Source organism: Anaerobium acetethylicum (genome assembly GCF_900096945.1).
GTDB lineage: Bacteria > Bacillota > Clostridia > Lachnospirales > Lachnospiraceae > Anaerobium > Anaerobium acetethylicum.
On record NZ_FMKA01000002.1, the window covers coordinates 23,016 to 41,792 of the forward strand.

Annotated in this window: 15 protein-coding genes and 1 other annotated feature; of the genes, 7 read left to right on the forward strand and 8 right to left on the reverse strand. The window is 47.3% G+C overall.

The features are described from left to right. The first annotated feature begins 83 nt into the window (after positions 1–83). Together BJR36_RS20620 and BJR36_RS03140 are read left to right on the forward strand one after the other, a co-directional pair. Complete coding sequence (locus BJR36_RS20620; protein WP_242875437.1) at positions 84–1,367, forward strand: macro domain-containing protein; 1,284 nt, start codon at positions 84–86, stop codon at positions 1,365–1,367. 248 nt (positions 1,368–1,615) lie between these two features. Further along, positions 1,616–2,290 (forward strand): vWA domain-containing protein, encoded by a 675-nt coding sequence (locus BJR36_RS03140; RefSeq protein WP_330387797.1) that lies wholly within the window; start codon positions 1,616–1,618, stop codon positions 2,288–2,290. A gap of 7 nt (positions 2,291–2,297) precedes the next feature. On the opposite strand, the gene BJR36_RS03145 is transcribed toward BJR36_RS03140, so the two are convergent. From BJR36_RS03145 to BJR36_RS03155, 3 genes are read right to left on the reverse strand one after another with little or no spacing between them, the layout of a single operon-like run. Further along, positions 2,298–3,182, reverse strand: coding sequence for a 4Fe-4S binding protein (locus BJR36_RS03145; RefSeq protein ID WP_408605698.1), 885 nt, complete (start codon positions 3,180–3,182; stop codon positions 2,298–2,300). Then, on the reverse strand, positions 3,166–3,309 hold the full coding sequence (locus BJR36_RS20190; protein WP_091230018.1) for a CD1871A family CXXC motif-containing protein: 144 nt from the start codon (positions 3,307–3,309) through the stop codon (positions 3,166–3,168). The genes BJR36_RS03145 and BJR36_RS20190 overlap by 17 nt, the downstream gene beginning before the upstream one ends. A 1-nt stretch (position 3,310) precedes the next feature. Next, on the reverse strand, positions 3,311–3,949 hold the full coding sequence (locus BJR36_RS03155; RefSeq protein WP_242875439.1) for a TlpA family protein disulfide reductase: 639 nt from the start codon (positions 3,947–3,949) through the stop codon (positions 3,311–3,313). A 256-nt stretch (positions 3,950–4,205) separates the two neighbouring features. Between BJR36_RS03155 and BJR36_RS03160 the strand changes: the two genes are divergently transcribed. After that, positions 4,206–6,584, forward strand: coding sequence for a heavy metal translocating P-type ATPase (locus BJR36_RS03160; protein WP_091230022.1), 2,379 nt, complete (start codon positions 4,206–4,208; stop codon positions 6,582–6,584). 178 nt (positions 6,585–6,762) lie between these two features. On the opposite strand, the gene BJR36_RS03165 is transcribed toward BJR36_RS03160, so the two are convergent. Next, complete coding sequence (locus BJR36_RS03165) at positions 6,763–7,086, reverse strand: hypothetical protein (protein WP_091230025.1); 324 nt, start codon at positions 7,084–7,086, stop codon at positions 6,763–6,765. Positions 7,087–7,327: 241 nt separating this feature from the next. After that, positions 7,328–8,695: a uracil-xanthine permease family protein gene (locus BJR36_RS03170; protein ID WP_091230028.1), complete on the reverse strand. Its 1,368-nt coding sequence runs from the start codon at positions 8,693–8,695 to the stop codon at positions 7,328–7,330. A gap of 289 nt (positions 8,696–8,984) precedes the next feature. Here BJR36_RS03170 and BJR36_RS03175 point away from each other — a divergent pair, with 289 nt between their 5' ends. Then, positions 8,985–9,665, forward strand: a complete 681-nt coding sequence (locus BJR36_RS03175; protein ID WP_169823575.1) for a lysoplasmalogenase — start codon at positions 8,985–8,987, stop codon at positions 9,663–9,665. A gap of 18 nt (positions 9,666–9,683) precedes the next feature. Next, complete coding sequence (gene amrA / locus BJR36_RS03180) at positions 9,684–11,069, forward strand: AmmeMemoRadiSam system protein A (RefSeq protein ID WP_091230032.1); 1,386 nt, start codon at positions 9,684–9,686, stop codon at positions 11,067–11,069. Positions 11,070–11,504: 435 nt separating this feature from the next. Here the strand turns inward: amrA and BJR36_RS03185 are convergent, their stop codons facing one another. Next, the gene (locus tag BJR36_RS03185) at positions 11,505–12,887 is read right to left on the reverse strand and encodes a TrpB-like pyridoxal phosphate-dependent enzyme (protein ID WP_091230035.1); all 1,383 of its coding nucleotides are present in this window, start codon (positions 12,885–12,887) and stop codon (positions 11,505–11,507) included. Between the two features lie 287 nt (positions 12,888–13,174). Continuing rightward, positions 13,175–13,432 (reverse strand) — a binding site (T-box leader). Between the two features lie 570 nt (positions 13,433–14,002). On the opposite strand from BJR36_RS03185, the gene BJR36_RS03190 reads away from it, so the two are divergent. After that, on the forward strand, positions 14,003–15,127 hold the full coding sequence (locus tag BJR36_RS03190; protein ID WP_091230039.1) for an SLC13 family permease: 1,125 nt from the start codon (positions 14,003–14,005) through the stop codon (positions 15,125–15,127). Positions 15,128–15,378: 251 nt separating this feature from the next. Continuing rightward, a complete protein-coding gene (locus BJR36_RS03195) occupies positions 15,379–16,617 on the forward strand; it encodes a 6-phosphofructokinase (RefSeq protein ID WP_091230042.1) in 1,239 nt (412 codons plus the stop codon). A gap of 255 nt (positions 16,618–16,872) precedes the next feature. Here BJR36_RS03195 and nagA read toward each other — a convergent pair whose 3' ends face one another. Both nagA and BJR36_RS03205 read right to left on the reverse strand, forming a co-directional pair. Continuing rightward, positions 16,873–17,985, reverse strand: a complete 1,113-nt coding sequence (gene nagA, locus BJR36_RS03200; RefSeq protein WP_091230046.1) for an N-acetylglucosamine-6-phosphate deacetylase — start codon at positions 17,983–17,985, stop codon at positions 16,873–16,875. Beyond that, positions 17,982–18,623, reverse strand: a complete 642-nt coding sequence (locus BJR36_RS03205; RefSeq protein WP_091230049.1) for an SGNH/GDSL hydrolase family protein — start codon at positions 18,621–18,623, stop codon at positions 17,982–17,984. The genes nagA and BJR36_RS03205 overlap by 4 nt, the downstream gene beginning before the upstream one ends. Between the last annotated feature and the right edge of the window lie 154 nt (positions 18,624–18,777).

Below are 18,777 nucleotides of genomic sequence, written 5' to 3' on the forward strand. Positions count from 1 at the left end.
AATGCAGCAAAGTGGAAACAAGGTTGTGAGCAGGCAGCGTAAGCGGATTGCGAATATCCGCTTTGACAGAGAGGGGTATGACTATGCCATTTGAAATAATAAGGGATGACATCACAAAAGTGAAGGCCGATGCAATCGTGAATGCGGCTAATACGGGACTGAAGATGGGAGGAGGCGTCTGCGGGGCGATTTTCCATGCGGCCGGAGCCCGGGAACTCCAGGCTGAGTGCGATAAAATAGGCGGATGCGCCACCGGACAGGCAGTCATAACGAAGGGTTATAAGCTGCCTGCGAAATATGTGATCCATACCGCCGGCCCTGTATGGCAGGGAGGAAGCCGCAATGAAGCCAGTCTTTTGGCAGACTGCTATAAGAACTCTCTGGCACTGGCGGCTGAAAACGGATGCGAGTCCATTGCATTTCCGCTGATTTCTTCTGGCATCTACGGCTATCCCAAGGACCAGGCGCTGCAGATAGCGGTTTCAAGCATCGGGGAATTTCTGCTTCACAACGATATGATGGTGTATCTGGTGGTTTTCGATAAAAAGGCGGTTGTCCTGAGCGGGAAGCTTTTTGCATCCATCAGCAGCTATATTGACGACCGCTATGTGGAAGAGCATTTTTATGACAGGGGCAGGAACCAGGCTGATGAAAGTTCAGGAGACAATCAGACAGGGGTGTCAGCATCCTGGTCTGCGGCACCGGGGTCTACAGCTGCGGAGGCTGCAGGGGATGTTCGTGACATGAGCTGCCATGAGGAGACTGAAGATTTTTCTGCTGACGGTCCCCTGGCTGAAGGTTTTTCAGCCGCCGGTTCCCAATCAGAAGAAACAGGTTCGTATGATGATGAAAACTATTTCGAAGGCCACGATATCCGGGATATGCTGGTGCGCCAGGAAAAAAAATACGCAAGCCATGAATATCATCCGGGAGCTGACAGAGTGGCGGAAACAGCAGCCGGCTACGACGGCATGTTCGCAAAAAAGAAGCGAAGCCTTGAGGATGTCATGTCACAACTAGAGGAACCTTTTTCCAAGGCGCTTATCCGCCTGATCGATGAAAAGAACAGGACGGATGTGGAGACCTACAAAAAAGCCAACATCGACAGGAAGCTGTTTTCGAAAATCAGGAATGATGCGGAATACAGGCCGAGCAAGCCTACTGCGGTCGCCCTTTCTATCGCCCTTGAACTGAACCTGGACGAGACGAAGGATCTGCTTGCGCGCGCCGGATACAGCCTTTCCCACTGCAGCAAATCGGACCTGATCATCGAATATTTCATCGGCCAGAACAACTACAACATCCACGAGATAAACGAAGCGCTGTTCGCCTTCGACCAGGACCTGCTGGGTGCCAGGTACCAATGACATTGGTACCTGGTACTGTTAACAAAATATGAACAAAATGAGAATATAATGTGAACAAAAAGGTGTCGGGTACTGATGTGCCAGGCACCTTTTTGGCATATAAAATGAAAATCAGCTTATATATAAAATGTCGCCTCCGAAGCGACCTCTCAAAACCACATATCTGCTATTATAACAGTGTAAACAGAAGCTGCAGGAGCATAACTGAAAAAATGCATACCGCAGCCGACGGACATCAGAAAAGAAAAATGGGGGATATGGATATGAAGAAAGATCTGACGGAACTGATATTTATTCTTGACAGGAGCGGCTCCATGGCGGGGCTCGAAAGCGATACGATCGGTGGATATAATTCCATGCTCGAGAGACAGAAAAAAGAAGACGGCGAGGCAATCGTGACTACGGTCCTGTTCGACGACCGGTACGAGCTCCTCCAGGACAGAATCAGCCTCAGGGGCATCGCACCTATAACCGATGAGGAATATTATGTGAGGGGGACAACTGCGCTCCTGGATGCAATCGGAAAAACAATCAATAAAATCGGGAATGTGCAGAAGCATACAGGTGCTGAAGAACGTGCGGAAAGGGTCCTGTTTGTGATCACTACTGACGGGATGGAAAATGCAAGCCGCGAATTTTCTTATGAAAAAATCAGAAGCATGATTGAAAACCAGAAGACGAAATACGGCTGGGAATTTATTTTCATGGGGGCTAATATTGATGCGGCTGCCACCGCTGACCGGTTCGGAATCGACAGGGATATGGCAGTCGATTACCATGCTGATGAGGAAGGCGTAAGCCTGAACTTTAAGGTACTCAGCAGCACGGTAGCGAGCTTTCGATCTGGAAACAGGCTCGATGCCAGCTGGAAAGAGGAAATCGAGAGGGACTATCAGAAACGCGGCAGCAAAAAAGGAAAATAGGTAACTGTTAAGGCTTGCTGAAGGTGGACGTGATCACACTGTGGGGGCAGGCCGATCTGCACTTCCCGCAGCGTATGCAGTCGAGGCTGTTTGGGTTCTCGTGAACCGGAATGTCCATGGGACATGCCGACTGGCAGACTTTGCATTTCGTGCATTTGGCACTGTCCAGTTTATAGCGGTAAAGGGCAATGGGGTTGAAGAAGCTGTAGATTGCCCCAAGCGGACAGAGATATCTGCAGAAAGGCCGGTATATGATGACGGAAAGCATAATCAGTGCAATCAGGATCATACTTTTCCATGCAAAGAGCCAGCCAATGACGGAGCGTATTTCTGGATTGACGATAGCAAGGGGCCAGCCCCCCATCAGTGTCCCCGAGGGGCAGATATATTTGCAGAACCATGGATCGGAAGCCCCGTAAGCATCTACCGCAAACAAGGGAAGCAGGATTACAAAAACGGCCAGAATGAAGTATTTGACCAGTCTGAGGTATCGGTCTCCCGGAAGTTTGCGGATTTTTTTTATAAAGGGTATCTTATGCAGCAGGTCCTGAAAAAGGCCGAAGGGGCAGAGCCATCCGCATACGAACCTGCCCAAAAAGGCTCCTATAGCCAGAAGGAACCCGATTATGTAGAAGGAGAGCTTGCTTCCCCTGTTATTCAGGGATGCCTGAAGGGCGCCTACCGGACAGGAGCCGAGGGCCCCAGGGCAGGAGTAGCAGTTGAGCCCCGGAAAACAGGCGGATTTCAGATTTCCCGTATAGATTTTGCCTTCCAGGAAGCCGATGAGGTACCCGTTGCTGAGAGCAGTGAAAGCTGTCTGTACCCACAGCCGCCGGTTCTGAATAAACTTATGAAATAACGTTCTTTTTCTTTTTTCAGCCAATTCCAACACACTCCAGACATATGCGGGTCGCCTTGTTAAGGAGGACCATAAGCTCGCCGCGGTATATTCCGGCTGCCATCATGGCGACGCCGAGAATCATCAGAAGCAGGGAAGCTGTGCTTTTCTGCTTCACCATTCTATTTCACCTCTTCAAGAACTGCATCAATGGCTTCTATCCACTGGTCTTTTTCCATGGAGCCTATGACAGTGTCGATAATGCTTCCATTTTTATCAATGAAGATTGTATAAGGTATGCTTGTAACCGTATTGAGGTGGATATCCATGAGATCATCGGATGGAAGGAGATGAAGATAATCGGCTCCTGTTTTGCCTATAATATCATCTGCTTCTGCCAGGATTGACGGGGAGAAACTGCCGTCCCGGTTGCGGGCATCGATGACAACCCCGATGATCTGCACGCCCTTGTCTGCATATTCCGTTGAAAGTTCCCCGAGGTATGGCATCTCGCGGATGCATGGAGAGCAGAAGGTTCCCCATACGTTCATGATAGTCAGATCATATCCTGTGAGGATGTCCTGGGTCACCGTATTCCCATCCAGGTCTTCAGCCGTGAAAGACTTGAATTCGCCAGTCAGTCCGGCAGCGGTATCGCTGTCATCGGACGAGGAGCCATTCTCCCCGGTGCCTTCGGCAGTTTCTTCTGAAGAAGCGATGATTTCCTTCGTTTCAGTGCTGTTTTCTTTGCTGTTTCCCGTGCATGCAGTGATGGATAAGATCATGGCTGCGGCAAGGGGGATTAGTATATATTTTTTCATAGATAGCAACTCCTTTTCTGATTTTCTGCTGCCAATACTTCATACAGAAGCAAACCCTGCATGAAAGGCGTGAATGTGAATCATATACTGTAAACATAAAGAACGGGGGCTGTTTTGTCAAGTGATTAAGTCACGGTTGAAGCCAAAGTCTTGTTATATTATTCACCAATGCGTAATTGGAGACCTTGACAAAATCATCATCAGGGTGTACTCTCTAAATATACACCCCCAGGGGGTATCTAAAAGGAGTGATCTTATGCACCAGAAATTCAATGTAGTGGGTATGACATGTGCATCCTGCTCGGCCAATGTGGAAAAGGCCGTAAAAAAGCTGAATGGTATTGAAGAAGTAAACGTCAACCTGCTTTCAAACTCCATGACGGTGGATTACAGGGAAAATGAAATAGACAGCAGTACGATTATCAAGGCGGTCGAAGCTGCAGGCTATGGGGCTTCCGTATTTGTAAAAGAAGCAGACAAGACAGACAAAACGGAGAAAAAGGACAAGGTGAAGGAGGAGCTTGAGGAAATGAAGGTCAGGATCAGGGTCTCATTTTTGTTCCTGATTCCGCTGCTCTACGTCTCCATGGGGCATATGCTGGGCCTGCCCCATCCGGAGTGGCTCATGGGCAGCGAAAATGCCCTGACATTCGCATTCCTTCAGTTTCTGCTTACGCTTCCCATCGTCTATGTAAACCGGAAATATTACAGGAACGGCTTCAAGGCGCTTGCCCACAGGCTGCCGAATATGGATTCCCTGATTGCCATTGGTTCGGGAGCCGCTATGGTTTATGGGATTTTTGCGATTTTCAGAATCGGCACCGGACTTGGCCATGGGGATCTTGAAATGGTCGGGATGTACAGAATGGATCTGTATTTTGAGTCAGCTGCGATGATACTTACCCTGGTTACCTTCGGGAAATACCTGGAAGCGAAATCAAAAGGAAAGACTTCGGAAGCTATTTCAAAACTGATAGACCTTGCACCAAAGACGGCAGTCGTACTGAGGACCGGCGAAGCCGGGGGGAAAGTTATGGCATGCGGGATTTCCGGCAATGGAGAAGCAGGTTCTGACTGTCAGATTCCAGTAGAAGTCGAAATTCCCGTCGAAGATGTCAGGATAGGCGATATCGTGGTGGTCAGGCCGGGACAGAGCATTCCCGTCGACGGAATCATAATCGAAGGAAGCTCCACCGTCGACCAGTCAGCCCTTACAGGGGAAAGCATCCCGGTGGAGAAGCATGAAGGCGACAGGGTAGTGGCTGCCACCATGAATAAATCAGGATACTTTAAATTCAGGACCGAAAAGGTTGGTGAGGATACCGCTTTCGCCCGTATTATCCAGCTGGTAGAGGAAGCGGGATCGTCAAAGGCTCCGATTGCAAAGCTTGCTGACAAAATCAGCGCCATATTCGTGCCTGTTGTTATGGCAATCGCATTGATATCCGCAGCGGCCTGGATGATTGCCGGGCAGACCTTTGAATTTGCCCTCTCAACGGGGATCGCAGTACTGGTCATTTCCTGTCCCTGTGCCCTGGGTCTGGCAACGCCGGTAGCCATCATGGCGGCAACAGGAAAAGGAGCTCAGAACGGCATCCTGATCAAATCGGCGGAAGCCCTTGAAATACTACATGAAGTGGACACTATCATTCTGGACAAGACCGGCACCATTACAAGTGGAAAGCCTGAGGTTACGGATATTCTGACAGCCGGCGGAATGGGACTGGAAGAGTTTATGACTATTGCGGCATCCATTGAGAAGCCGTCAGAACACCCTCTTTCAGAAGCTGTCGCACTTAAGGCTGAGGAAATGGGACTGGTCCTGAAAAATGCAGAACGATTCGAAGGGATACCGGGCAAGGGGATTTCAGCCTATATTGACGGAAAAAAATATACAGCGGGAAATGCAGCCCTCATGAAGGAGCAGCATGCGGATCTGAGTATAATGCCGGAAAACAGCGCGAAGAATGCGGAATCCTGGGAAGCCGCAGCTGACAGGCTTGCTCGGGAAGGAAAGACGCCCCTTTATTTTGCCTGCGAGGGCCAGATTATCGGAATGATCGCTGCGGCAGATGTCATCAAGCCTTCCAGCGCATCTGCAGTAAGGGAAATGAAAGCCCTGGGCCTTAAAGTAGTCATGCTTACAGGAGACAATATAAAAACAGCTGAAGCCATTGGAAAGCAGCTTGATCTGGACGGAGTCGCAGCTGAAGTGCTTCCGGAGGATAAGGAAAGAGAAGTACGAAGGATCCAGGAAAAGGGCGGGAAGGCCGCCATGGTCGGAGATGGAATCAATGACGCACCGGCTCTCGTAAGAGCGGATGTGGGAATAGCAATAGGAGCAGGTACTGATGTGGCAATCGAGTCGGCTGATGTGGTGCTGATCAAAAGCGATCTTCTGGATGCGGTAACGGCAATCCGGCTGAGCAGGGCTACCATAAGGAATATCCGCCAGAACCTTTTCTGGGCATTTTTCTACAACATTCTCGGAATCCCTCTTGCAGCCGGATTGTTCTACCTGCCTTTTGGAATTAAGCTGAGTCCCATGTTCGGAGCAGCGGCAATGAGCCTGAGTTCTGTATTCGTGGTATCGAATGCCCTGAGACTGAGATATTTCAAGGCGAGCCAGCAGTAAGGCAAGTAAATGAAGCTTTGACTATGAAGGAAATAGTCCTGAATAGTTACCCAAACTTCATGGATCAGAAAAGAAACAGGAAATCCCCCACATTTGCTTTTTGAAGGCAAATGTGGGGGATTTCTTATAGATTACATATTGCAGCTGTCCAGCCATACCGGCTGAATGTTGTGCTGCATTATTCCTGCGCTTTTTCCCATGCCGCAATATAATCGGCAAGCTGATCTTCCATGACCGGTATTCTGGTACCCTGGGCACCACAGTTTAGGCATTTGTCATTTTTGAATCCCTGATCAGGGCATTTGTCCACGACCTCCTGGTCGCAGCCATAATTGCCGCATTCCGTGCAGTAGAAAATCGGATTCTTGCATGGATGGCCAGCTCTGAGGCCACGGCAGGTTGCAACATTGGCCTTTTCCTCTTCGGTCATTTCTAAATGACGTTTCTGGTTGAGACGTAGTCCGCGTTTCCACGAGGTATTGTTAGGAGGTATTTCTGGCATAATAATCACTACCTTTCATAGAAGTAAGTCTTACAAACTACAAGTTAATCATGATCAGTACATAAACCAGCCGCAAAGAATAACGATGCTGTTGATTTGTTTTATGTGCTAATTGTAACATAGGAATGAATTAACTGCAACTAAAGTGTGAAAATGGTTATTGTCAGAAATAATAGCATGTTACTGTTCACTCTGTGACCAGTAACATGCTATGCGATGCACAGAAATGGTGCCAGGCAGTCTAGGAAGTTTTCCGTCCCAGGTTCGTTGAAAGAATCAGGTTAAGTACGATTCCAACAAGGGCAGCTGTTGCAATGGCTGGAAATTCCCTGCCAAACATAGGGATCATTCCGCCTTCGAAATTGAAGCTTCCGCCAAGTCCTAAAATAAGGATAACTGCTATTACAGCAAGATTTTTAGCATCGAACATGTCGATTTTTCTATCCATCATGATAGCAATACCCTGGGCTGCAATGATACCGAAGAGGTAGATGGAAAGCCCTCCGATTACAGCAGTCGGGATTGAATATACAAGGTTGATCAGCGGCGTAAAGCAGGAGATGATCATTGTGATGATGGCCGCAGTCATGAGAACTGAAACGGAAAAGATTTTTGATATCGCCATGGCGCTGATATTCTCGCCGTAGTTTGTTCCGGCAGGTCCGCCGATCAGACCAGAAACGATATCGCCGATGCCATCGCCAATCAGGTTTATGCCTAATTTTCCATCCAGGTCATATGTTTTTTTGGAACCTTTTTTTCTTGCCAGATCATTTACGTATATATCCAACTGGAAAATATGCGCCGTAGATTCAGGTATTGTAGCAATTGCGATTGGCATGATTGCTGCAACAGCCGCAAAGGAAGGCTTAGGGAAGGTAAAAACAGGGATGCTTACGATGCTGCCTGTATCGATGGTATTGAAATTCATGAAAGGAACTCCGGTAATAGCACCAATTATGGCAGCCGCAATATAGCCGGTGAAAAGACCGAACAGTATGGGCAGCTGGCTTAATTTCCCTTTCAGATAGACCGAGTATAGTATGGTTGAAAGCAGTGTGATGACAGCTACGACCCATGCCATATCTACGGCAACAGAAGTAAGGGCTTCCGGCGTATTGGAAGGAACTGCCGATGCATTTGAAAGCGCATTGGCGGAAAGAGAAAGACCGATAATAATGGCGATGCTTCCCGTTACAGTAGGCGGAAGAACTTTTTCAATGGTGTCCTTGCCACAGCGTTTGATAATCATGCCGGCCAGAATAGAAACAAAACCGGACATAACGATACCGAACTGAGCCGTTGAAATCTTGTCGTTCAGGCTGTAGGCAGCGAATGCGTCTGCACTCATGATAGAGGCGATCGCCGCTATGTAGGAAAAGCTGGAGCCATAGTACAATGGGATTTTTCTTCCGGTTACCAGCAAGAAGGCCAGAGTGGAAAGGCCGCTGGCGAAGATTGTTGTGGATACGTGGAAACCTGTTATTAAGGCAACCAGGACAGTTGCAGGGAACATAACTACAATCTGCTGAAGGGCAAAAAGAAGCAATTCGATAAATGGTGGACGCTCATCGGGAAGATAACCGATGGTCTGATTTTGTGTTGACATATGTGAGTACCTCCTAAGGATTTTCGCGACTGTTATCATGCGAATTTTCTTTATTTTGACACAAATAGAACCCTTTGTAAAGGATAACATCAGCCATTCAAGTTTGAGTTTAGGGGCTGATAAAGCGAGTTGTCATGCATTGGATGGTGTGATAGAATGAAGTCAGAATCAAGTCCTTTTATAAGTCTTGTGAAACGCAGAATTCATGTACTGAAGCCTGGGTTCAGACAGGCAGAAGCAGGTAGTTGAAGCGGTGAATCCGCTCACACCATAAATGGGGGCTGAAATTATGAACGGAAAAATGATTTTAACTGCGGCGGTAATGCTGGTCTACCTGGCATTTCTTCTTCCCATTTATATCATCAGGGAAGAAAGGGAAGGGCTGATAAAGGCAGGCGGATCCAAGCTGGCTTTGTCTGCAGCATTCTGTGCGGTAGGAATGTGGGGAATAGTCAGCCAGGGCGGAGATACGTTTTCCCTGCTTGTATTTGCAGGGCTGTTATGTTCTCTGATCGGCGATTATTACCTGATCTTTATCAACGAACATGAGAAAAAGTTTCTGAATGGCATCATGAGCTTTGGAACAGCACAAATTCTCTATATTGCTGCCCTGGCGGGCAGGGGAGGGTTTAGGGCCTGGGAATTCATAATTGCTGCGGCATTGATTGCTGCCGTGGTTGTTGCAAAATCCCTTCTGAAGTTGAGTTTTGGAAGGATGGAACTGCCCCTTTCGGTCTATACAGTATTGCTCATTTTTATGGCAGTCAGGGCGGGTTTTTATTGGTATAGCATGGAGGGGGCGGAAATTTCGGCAGGCCTGTTTTTTACAGGGGCAGTTCTTTTTCTTCTGTCGGATATATCGCTGGGTCTGTGGAAGTTTTTCAGACCGGCCCCCCTGTTTCGAAATCTTGTTGCAATGTGTTATTTTACAGGGCAGATCATGATTGCTTTTTCTGTGGTTTACCACTGACAGGAAGGAGATGTTTTAATGTCGCTGGTGCATGCATTTTTAGTTCCTCATCCGCCGCTGATCATACCGGGGGTCGGAAGAGGACAGGAAAAAAAGATTCAGAAGACAATTGATGCCTACGATGAAGTGGGCAGGAGAATTGCAGAAATCAAGCCTGATACGATTATCATAACCACTCCCCATTCGATCATGTACTCAGATTATATCCATATTTCTCCTGGAAAACATGCTTCGGGAGATTTTGGAGATTTCGGAGCGCCAGGGGAACGTTTTGAAGCCGACTACGATACGGATTTCGTAAACAGCCTGACGGCCCTTGCAGAGCGTGAAGGAATAGAAGCCGGCACTATGGGGGAGAAGAAGAAAGCCCTTGATCATGCAACTATGGTGCCGCTCCATTTTGTAAATAAGCATTACAGCGGATACAAGCTGGTGAGGATATCCCTTTCAGGCCTGTCTCCGGTTACCCATTACCGTTTTGGAAAATGCATTGCCAGGATTGCAGCAGAGAACGGTAAAAAAATCGTGCTCATAGCAAGCGGCGATCTGTCCCATAAGCTTGCAGAAGATGGTCCATACGGTTTTACGGCCGCTGGCCCTGTCTTTGACAGGCAGATCTGTGAAATTGTTGAAACAGGAAATTTCCTGCGCCTACTCAGCTTTGATGAGGGGTTCTGTGATGAGGCAGCTGAATGCGGACTCCGATCCTTTATCATAATGGCTGGTGCTCTGGATGGAAAATCAGTAAAGAGTGAACTGCTTTCCTATGAGGGCCCCTTTGGAGTCGGATACGGGGTAGGTGCCTTTACGGTTACCGGGAAAGATGAGGACCGTCATTTTGATGAAATTTATGAAAAGGATGAAGGAGAACGGATTCGTGCTTTGAAGTCGGATGAAGATGCGTATGTACGACTTGCAAGGAAGACTCTGGAAACCTATATAAAGGAGCACAGAAAAATCAGAAAGCCCGAGGGGCTGGAACCGGGGCTTTCAGAAGAGAGAGCCGGAGTTTTCGTGTCCCTGAAGATGCATGGAAAACTGAGGGGATGCATAGGCACCACAAGCCCGACCACAGGGAGCATTGCAGAGGAGATCATCCAGAATGCCATAAGTTCAGGAATCGAAGATCCGAGGTTCAGCCCGGTAGAGGAATATGAACTGCCTTGGCTTGTCTACAGCGTGGATGTGCTAGGCAAATCAGAGCCGATCGTATCTCTGGATGAACTGGATATAATACGCTACGGAGTAATCGTGTCTGCGGGAGGCCGCAGGGGGCTTCTCCTCCCTAACCTGGAGGGAGTGAACACGCCTGAGGAGCAGGTGAGCATAGCGCTTCGGAAAGCTGGTATATCCCCTGAAGAACATTATGAGATGGAGAGATTTGAGGTAGTCAGACATAAATAAACAGAAACACGCTGCATACCAGGAGGACTTCCTAGTATGCAGCGTGTCTTTTTTTTATAGGATTATTGTGTCAAAAACCCTCTTGTAACGTTCGACTTCATCAATTTGCACATTCGCCCTCCAACACGCAGTGATGCAAAACATGGCTTAATGAGCAGTTTTATGAAGGCATTAACATTAGACAGCGTATTCTGGGGCCTTACGTACCCCTACATTTTCATTCAACATTCAGTGTCTTCAAGCTGCACATTCGCCCTCCAACACGCAGTGATGCAAAACATGATTCAATGAGCAGCTTTATGAAGACGTCGGCACTTAGGCCGCGTATTTTGCGGCCTTACGTACCGCTACGTCTTCATCTAAGCGAGAGCGCGCTGCGAATGAACATGTTTTGCATCACGTCCTATTTGTCAAAAACTGACGAATGCCATTATCTTATTCCTGGATTCCAGGGATTTTAGGAAGCTTTTCAAAAGCTTTTTCCAGCTCTTCGTCCGTAGGGATATAGTCGTTCATATTTCCGTTCAGGAATGCATCGTAAGCCATCATATCGAAGTAGCCGGTTCCTGTAAGACCAAAGAGGATGGTCTTGGCTTCTCCGGTTTCCTTGCATTTTAATGCTTCGTCGATGGCTCCGCGGATGGCATGCGCTGATTCGGGAGCAGGAAGGATGGTTTCGTGTTTTGCGAAGAAGGTAGCCGCTTCGAATACTTTTGTCTGTTCTACTGCAACGGCTTCCATGTACCCATCATGGTATAGTTTTGAAAGGATTGGAGACATTCCGTGGTATCTGAGTCCGCCGGCATGGTTAGCAGATGGCATGAAATCGCATCCAAGTGTATACATTTTTGCAAGAGGGGTGATTTTGCCAGTGTCACAGAAATCATATGCATAGCGTCCACGAGTAAGTGAAGGACAGGAAGCTGGTTCTACAGCGACTAATCTTGGGTTGGCTTTTCCGGTCAGCTTGTCCTGCATGTAAGGTGCGATGAGCCCGCCAAGGTTGGAACCGCCGCCTGCACATCCGATCACAACATCCGGATATTCACCGATGCTGTCCATTGCAATCTTTGCTTCAAGTCCGATGATCGACTGATGAAGCAGTACCTGGTTCAGCACTGAACCGAGGACGTATTTGCAGCCTTCTGTTGTAACTGCTTTTTCAACTGCCTCGGAGATGGCGCAGCCAAGGCTTCCCGAAGTGTCAGGATTTTCGGCTAAAATAGCTCTTCCGGCATTTGTTGTGTTGCTTGGGCTTGGGATGATTTTCCCGTCAAAAGTTTCAATAATCGCCCTTCTGAACGGCTTCTGCTCATAGGAGCATTTAACCATGTATACAGTCAGCGGGATGTTGTAGTAGCAGCATGCTTCCGCAAGTGCGGTTCCCCACTGTCCAGCGCCAGTTTCTGTCGTAAGGCTTGTAAGCCCCTGTTCTTTCGCATAGTAGGCCTGGGCAACTGCTGAGTTGAGCTTGTGGCTTCCTGATGTGTTGTTTCCTTCGAATTTGTAGTAGATTTTTGCAGGAGTTCCGAGTGCTTTTTCCAGGTTATAGGCTCTGATCAGCGGTGACGGACGGAACATTTTGTAGAATTCAAGAACCTCTTCAGGAATATCGATGTAGCGGGTCGTGTTGTCCATTTCCTGTTTTGCCAGTTCTGTGCAGAAAACAGGATATAAATCCTTAACGGTCGCAGGTTTTCCAGTAGCCGGGTTGAGCATTGGATCTGGAAGCTCTTTCATATCCGCACGAAGATTGTACCATTGTGTTGGCATCTGATCCTCGGTAAGGTAAATTCTGTGTGGTATTTTTTTGCTCATTTGTAAGTTCCCCTTTCGTGGTGTGGTTGGCTGATGTTTGCAAAATATAGTTTTGGCTATAAGAAAATGTGTTACCCGGAAGTAAGCGCTCACGGTCCTGTCAGCCGTTGGAAGACAGTCCCCCGCGGCAGCTGTAGAAAACCCGCTGCGCGAGTTTCCCACAGCTGTCGCGACGCTCGTCGCATGCATGTCTCCCTGCATGAGCCCTCTTGCAAGCAAGGGGCTCCTTTCGGAAGTCATGTATGCTCCTCGCTGTTCGCGCAAAAAGACTCTCATCCTAGTATTTCTACTGGGACAAAAGTCTTTCTCTTCTGCGGTACCACCCAAATTGGCCTGTTAAGCCCTCTCTGCCATGCACTTGTCATACATGTTCCATTGTTAACGGATGGAAATTCCGTCAGGTATTACTGGATTTCTGCTGGTGCACAAATCGTTCTTCCCGCCCTTATAAGCCCATTCAATATGTTCGTGCTGCTGTAGTTCCACCGTCTACTGCTCTCTGAATGCACTGCGTCATACCTACTATTCTTAATCATCGGTTTTTGCATATATATTATATGAATAAGTATAAATACACAAATGATGTTTGTCAACACGAAAATGGCTGGAATACGGAAAGATTCGCTGTTTTTTGCGCATCAATTGTTGTAGTGTATGAAGGAAGCAGTGATGCAAAACATGATTCAATGAGCAGCTTTATGAAGACGTTGGTAACTATTCCGGACTACGTCCTTCATAGTCACATATGATGCACACAAATTGCAGGAACTGCAATTTGGCGCATGCAGAACTCGGATTTTTATGCAAAAGCAGCCTAAAAACACCTCGCGTCACTGGCTCCTGAACATTCAAGCCACCACTACGTCTTCATCTAAGCGAGAGCGCGCTGCGAATGAACATGTTTTGCATCACGTCCTCACTTACGAAAGCCATTCAAATTGACGAATAATATTATGTGATCCTGTTGAACAAATGCTGCAATGGTGATATAATTAGCTGCTTTTTGGGGATTTATATTGGAAATACTGGTGTGGAAGCTGGAATTAAGAAGTTAAGACCAGCAAATGGAATGGTAAATTAAATATCATATAACAGGAAGAATTGTAGGATAAGTTATGAATGAATATACAACAAAAAATATACAAAATAAAATAGCGGAATTCGTAAAGAAGGAAACTGTATTATGCATAGCAGCAGCTCTGGCAGCTGTGTCGGCGGTGATTGTTCCGCCGTCCAGAGCATATCTTGGATATATTGATTTCAGGGTGCTGGCACTGTTATTCTGCCTTATGGTCGCGGTGGCGGGGTTTCAGAGTGTCGGTCTTTTCGAATTTCTGGCGGAAAAGCTTTTTGAAGGGATCGCAAACCTCAGGCAGCTGGTATCGATACTCGTATTCCTCTGCTTTTTTACAAGCATGTTCGTGACGAATGATGTGGCTCTGATTACCTTTGTGCCTTTTGCAATCATGATACTCACTATGGCTGGGCATGAAGACCGAATGATTTTCGTGATTGTGCTCCAGACGCTTGCGGCAAATCTCGGAAGTATGTTCACACCTATTGGAAATCCACAGAACCTTTACATTTTCGCAGTTTCCAAAATGTCGGTATGGAACTTCCTGAAGACGATGGCACCGGCGACCCTGGTGGCTTTTGCACTTCTTGCTGGAACGATCCTTTTTGTTAAAAGAGAGCCGATCAAAATAATGAAGAGGCACAGGGGGCGCATAGAAGGACGGCGAAGGCTTGCCGGATATGTGATTCTGTTCCTGCTCTGCATCGGTACCGTTGTTCATCTTGTCGATTACAGAGTGATGACGGCAATTGTCGTAGCAGCAGCTTTTTTCATGGACAGGAATCTTATAAAGAAAGCGGACTATTCCCTTCTTCTGACGTTTGCGGCTTTCTTTATATTTGTTGAAAATATAGGAAGCATAGATGCAGTGAATCATGCATTGAAACAGATGGTGGAAGGGCGTGTATTGATATCCGGCCTCATCATAAGCCAGGGAATCAGTAATGTTCCGGCGGCCATACTGCTTTCGGATTTTACTTCAGATTATAAAGACCTTCTTCTGGGTGTGAATATTGGAGGGCTCGGTACGCTGATTGCATCAATGGCAAGCCTGATTTCCTACAAATTATACAGCGGTACCCGGGGAGCCGACAGGAAAAAGTACCTTGGAATGTTTACAGGCCTCAATGTGGTCTATCTTCTGTTTTTTATGATAGTCATATGATTTGATACCAGGGTCCCAAGGCCAAGTGTTACAGGCTTGCATCAAAAAACATGACTTTAGGACCCTAAAACATGAGAAAGCAGACCGAACAAGGCGGATTTCGAATGTTTTTAGGATTGTGCGGGCACGAAGTACGCAATAATCCGCAGGTGTCATAAATTATGAGCATTCTCATGTTTTACTTGTAAAAAATCGCACAATTTGATAAAATAGAGAAAATAATTGCAAACTTTACAAGGGGGATGACGAATATGAAAGGCAATATAATTGTTGGACAATCAGGAGGACCTACCGCTGTTATTAATTCGAGTCTTGCAGGAGTCTACAAGACAGCAAAGGACAGGGGAGTAACAAAAGTTTATGGGATGCTGAACGGTATACAGGGATTTTTGGAAGAAAGGTACATTGATTTATCAGACTATATCAAAAATGACCTGGATATCGAACTGCTGAAGAGGACGCCATCAGCGTTTCTTGGAGCCTGCCGGTACAAACTCCCGGATATCCATAAGGACAAGGAGTTGTATGAAAAAATATTTGAGATCCTGAACAAGCTGGATATTGAATGTTTTGTCTATATTGGCGGGAACGATTCGATGGATACGATAAAGAAGCTTTCGGATTATGCAATCGTGACAGGACAGACCCAGAGGTTCATCGGTGTGCCAAAGACCATAGACAATGATCTGGCGCTCACGGATCATACACCGGGCTATGGAAGTGCAGCGAAGTATATCGGGACTGCAACCAAAGAAGTCATAAGGGACAGCATGGGACTTGTCTATAACAAGGGGCTTGTCACGGTCATTGAGGTAATGGGACGAAATGCCGGATGGCTCACGGGAGCGACGGCCCTGGCAAAAGGAGAAGACTGCGAAGGACCGGATTTTATATATCTTCCTGAGGTGATCTTTGACCTGGATAATTTCCTTGAAAAGGTTGGAAAACAGCTGGCTAAGAAAAAATCAGTCATTGCTGCCGTTTCTGAAGGGATCAAGATTGCAGACGGGCGCTACGTGTGCGAGCTGTCGGCAAATGTAGAATATGTGGATGCATTTGGTCACAAACAGCTTACAGGTGCGGCCAACTATCTGGCGAACAGGCTCAGTGAAAAGTTCGGATGCAAGACCCGTACGGTCGAACTCAGCACCCTGCAGAGAAGCGCAGCACATTTGTCATCCCTGGTTGATATCAACGAAGCTTTTCAGGTGGGAGGAGCAGCAGTGAAGGCTGCCGATGAGGGGGATACAGGAAAGATGGTCGTAATCGACAGGGTTTCCGATGATCCCTACCAGTGCTCAACAGGAATCTACGATGTACATAAGATTTCAAATGTTGAGAAAGTGGTTCCGAGAGAGTGGATTACCAAGGATGGCTCAAATGTGACAGAAGAATTTCTGGATTACGTGAGGCCCCTGATACAGGGAGATCTGGCACCGATAACCGTAGGCGGAATTCCGAGGCACCTGACCATGATCAGACATAAATAGAAAAACAGAATAGAAATAGCAGGGATATAAAAAAACACCCCGCTGCCATGGGAGACGCATCATTCAGATGGTCTTCCATGCGGCGGGGTGAGTTTGTTGTCAAAGGGTAACTATTCAGGACTCATCCTTCATAGTTAAAGAGGATGCACACAAATTGCAAAATCAGCAATTTGGCGCACGCATGTCTCAGGTTTTTATGCAAAATCAGCATAAAACACCTTGCGAAACAGGGGTTCTGAACAGTTACGTCCAAGGCTACAGAGCCTTTCCTTTCAGCACTACCTGCTTCAGGTTCAGGTCTTTGTCCATGAGGACTACATTTGCATACTTTCCAGGCGTTATGCTGCCGTATTCATCGTAGATTCCGATTTCTTTTGCAGGATTGACTGCTGCGCATTTTACAGCAGATTCCAGAGGAATGCCAAAAGAAACAGCGATTGTCATGCATTTAAAAAGGTTTGTGGCCGATCCGGCGATGGTACCATCCGCCAGAGTAGCCAGATTGCCTTTTACGTTCACTGCCTGTCCGCCCAGAGAATAAGTTCCGTCTGCCATGCCGGTAGCCATCATGCTGTCGCTGATCAGGATTACCCTGTCATCGCCGAAGAGCTTGAAGGTAGCACGTACAACAGGTGGTGAAATATGGACGCCATCGCAGATAAGCTCTACATGAGCATGCGGTGCATCGAATGCGGCACCTATGACGCCTGATTCGCGGTGCGTGAAAGGAGGCATGGCATTGTAAAGATGCGTGACGTGTGAAGCGCCGTTTTCAAATGCCTCGGAAGCTTTTGCATAGTCGGCTGTCGTATGCGCGACCGAGAGGACCACTTCGTCCTTTGCTGCTTTGATAAAGTCCATTGCGCCTTCTTCTTCAGGAGCAATTGCAACCATTTTGATCAGTCCGTTTGAAAGCTTCTGCATTTTGTGAAAATGTTCAAGGTCTGAAACTCTTAAAAACGCAGGATTCTGAGCGCCTTTTTTTGCGTAGGACAGATAAGGCCCCTCCATGTTGATTCCTACGAGGGAAGCCCCATTCCTGTTTTCATAGGTGCCAGCATTTGAAAAAATCCTTGTAAGCTCTTCGTCGCCTAAAGTCATTGTAGCCGGTGCCATACTCGTAATCCCGTTCGCTGCTTCATAGACGGCGATTGCTTCGGTTGCTTCGTGAGTGCCGTCGCAGAAATCATAGCCGACACAGCCGTGAAAATGGATGTCGGTGAGTCCCGGGATTGCATATAATCCTTCCGCATCAATAACTGCTTCGTCGCCGCTTTCGTTTTCCGTAAATCTTTCCCCGTTTATATAGATGTCCTTCTTGATGAAGGATCCGTCTTCCATGAAGACGTTTGCATTTTTAATGATCATAATTCCACTACCCCCCGGATAAATTTTGCGAGGTCTGATGCAAGTTTTGCATGTCCCTCTTTGTCGATGTGCATATAATCATGAGGCGATACGCCTGCAGATGCGCCTGCATCAAGAAAACGGCAGCCTTCATCAAGCGCGACAGAAGCATAAAAACCGGCGAGACCTTCGGATTTTTCACTGCAGCCATCGCCCATATGATCTCCGCACGCGGCGGTTCGATAACGCTCATCGATAGGAACCGGAGACATGATGAGAATGTTGGGTTCGCCGTTTCTCCATGCCGGAACTGTTTTTGCCTTTTTCACCAGCCTGCGCAGTCCTTCGGCGATACAATATGCATTCGCACTGAAGCGTTCTTTTGTGTCATTGGTGCCAAGCATTATAATAAGAAGGTCCACAGGTTCGTGGCTCATGAGACATGGCGTGATATAGGAAAGCCCGCAGAGCCCTTCTGTCAAAGGATCCTCAAACACTGTGGTCCTTCCGCTTAATCCTTCTTCAATGATCCGGTATCCGTCTCCGAGCAGATCAGCAAGTATTCCGGTCCAGCGCTCATTTTCTTCAAAACGTGCGCCGGTTTCCGCAAAATAGCCATGGGTATTGGAATCCCCAAAACAGACAATAGTTTTTTTCATTTAACTTCTCCTTGTTTAAAAATTAGTTTCCCCTCTATTCATTATAGGATAGAACGAATAAAGGGGTAAGTAAACGGCCCGGATGTAAAAACATCCGGACCGCAGTGTTAATAAGGCATGCTGGCAGCGGTCCATGAAACATAACGGTGGCATT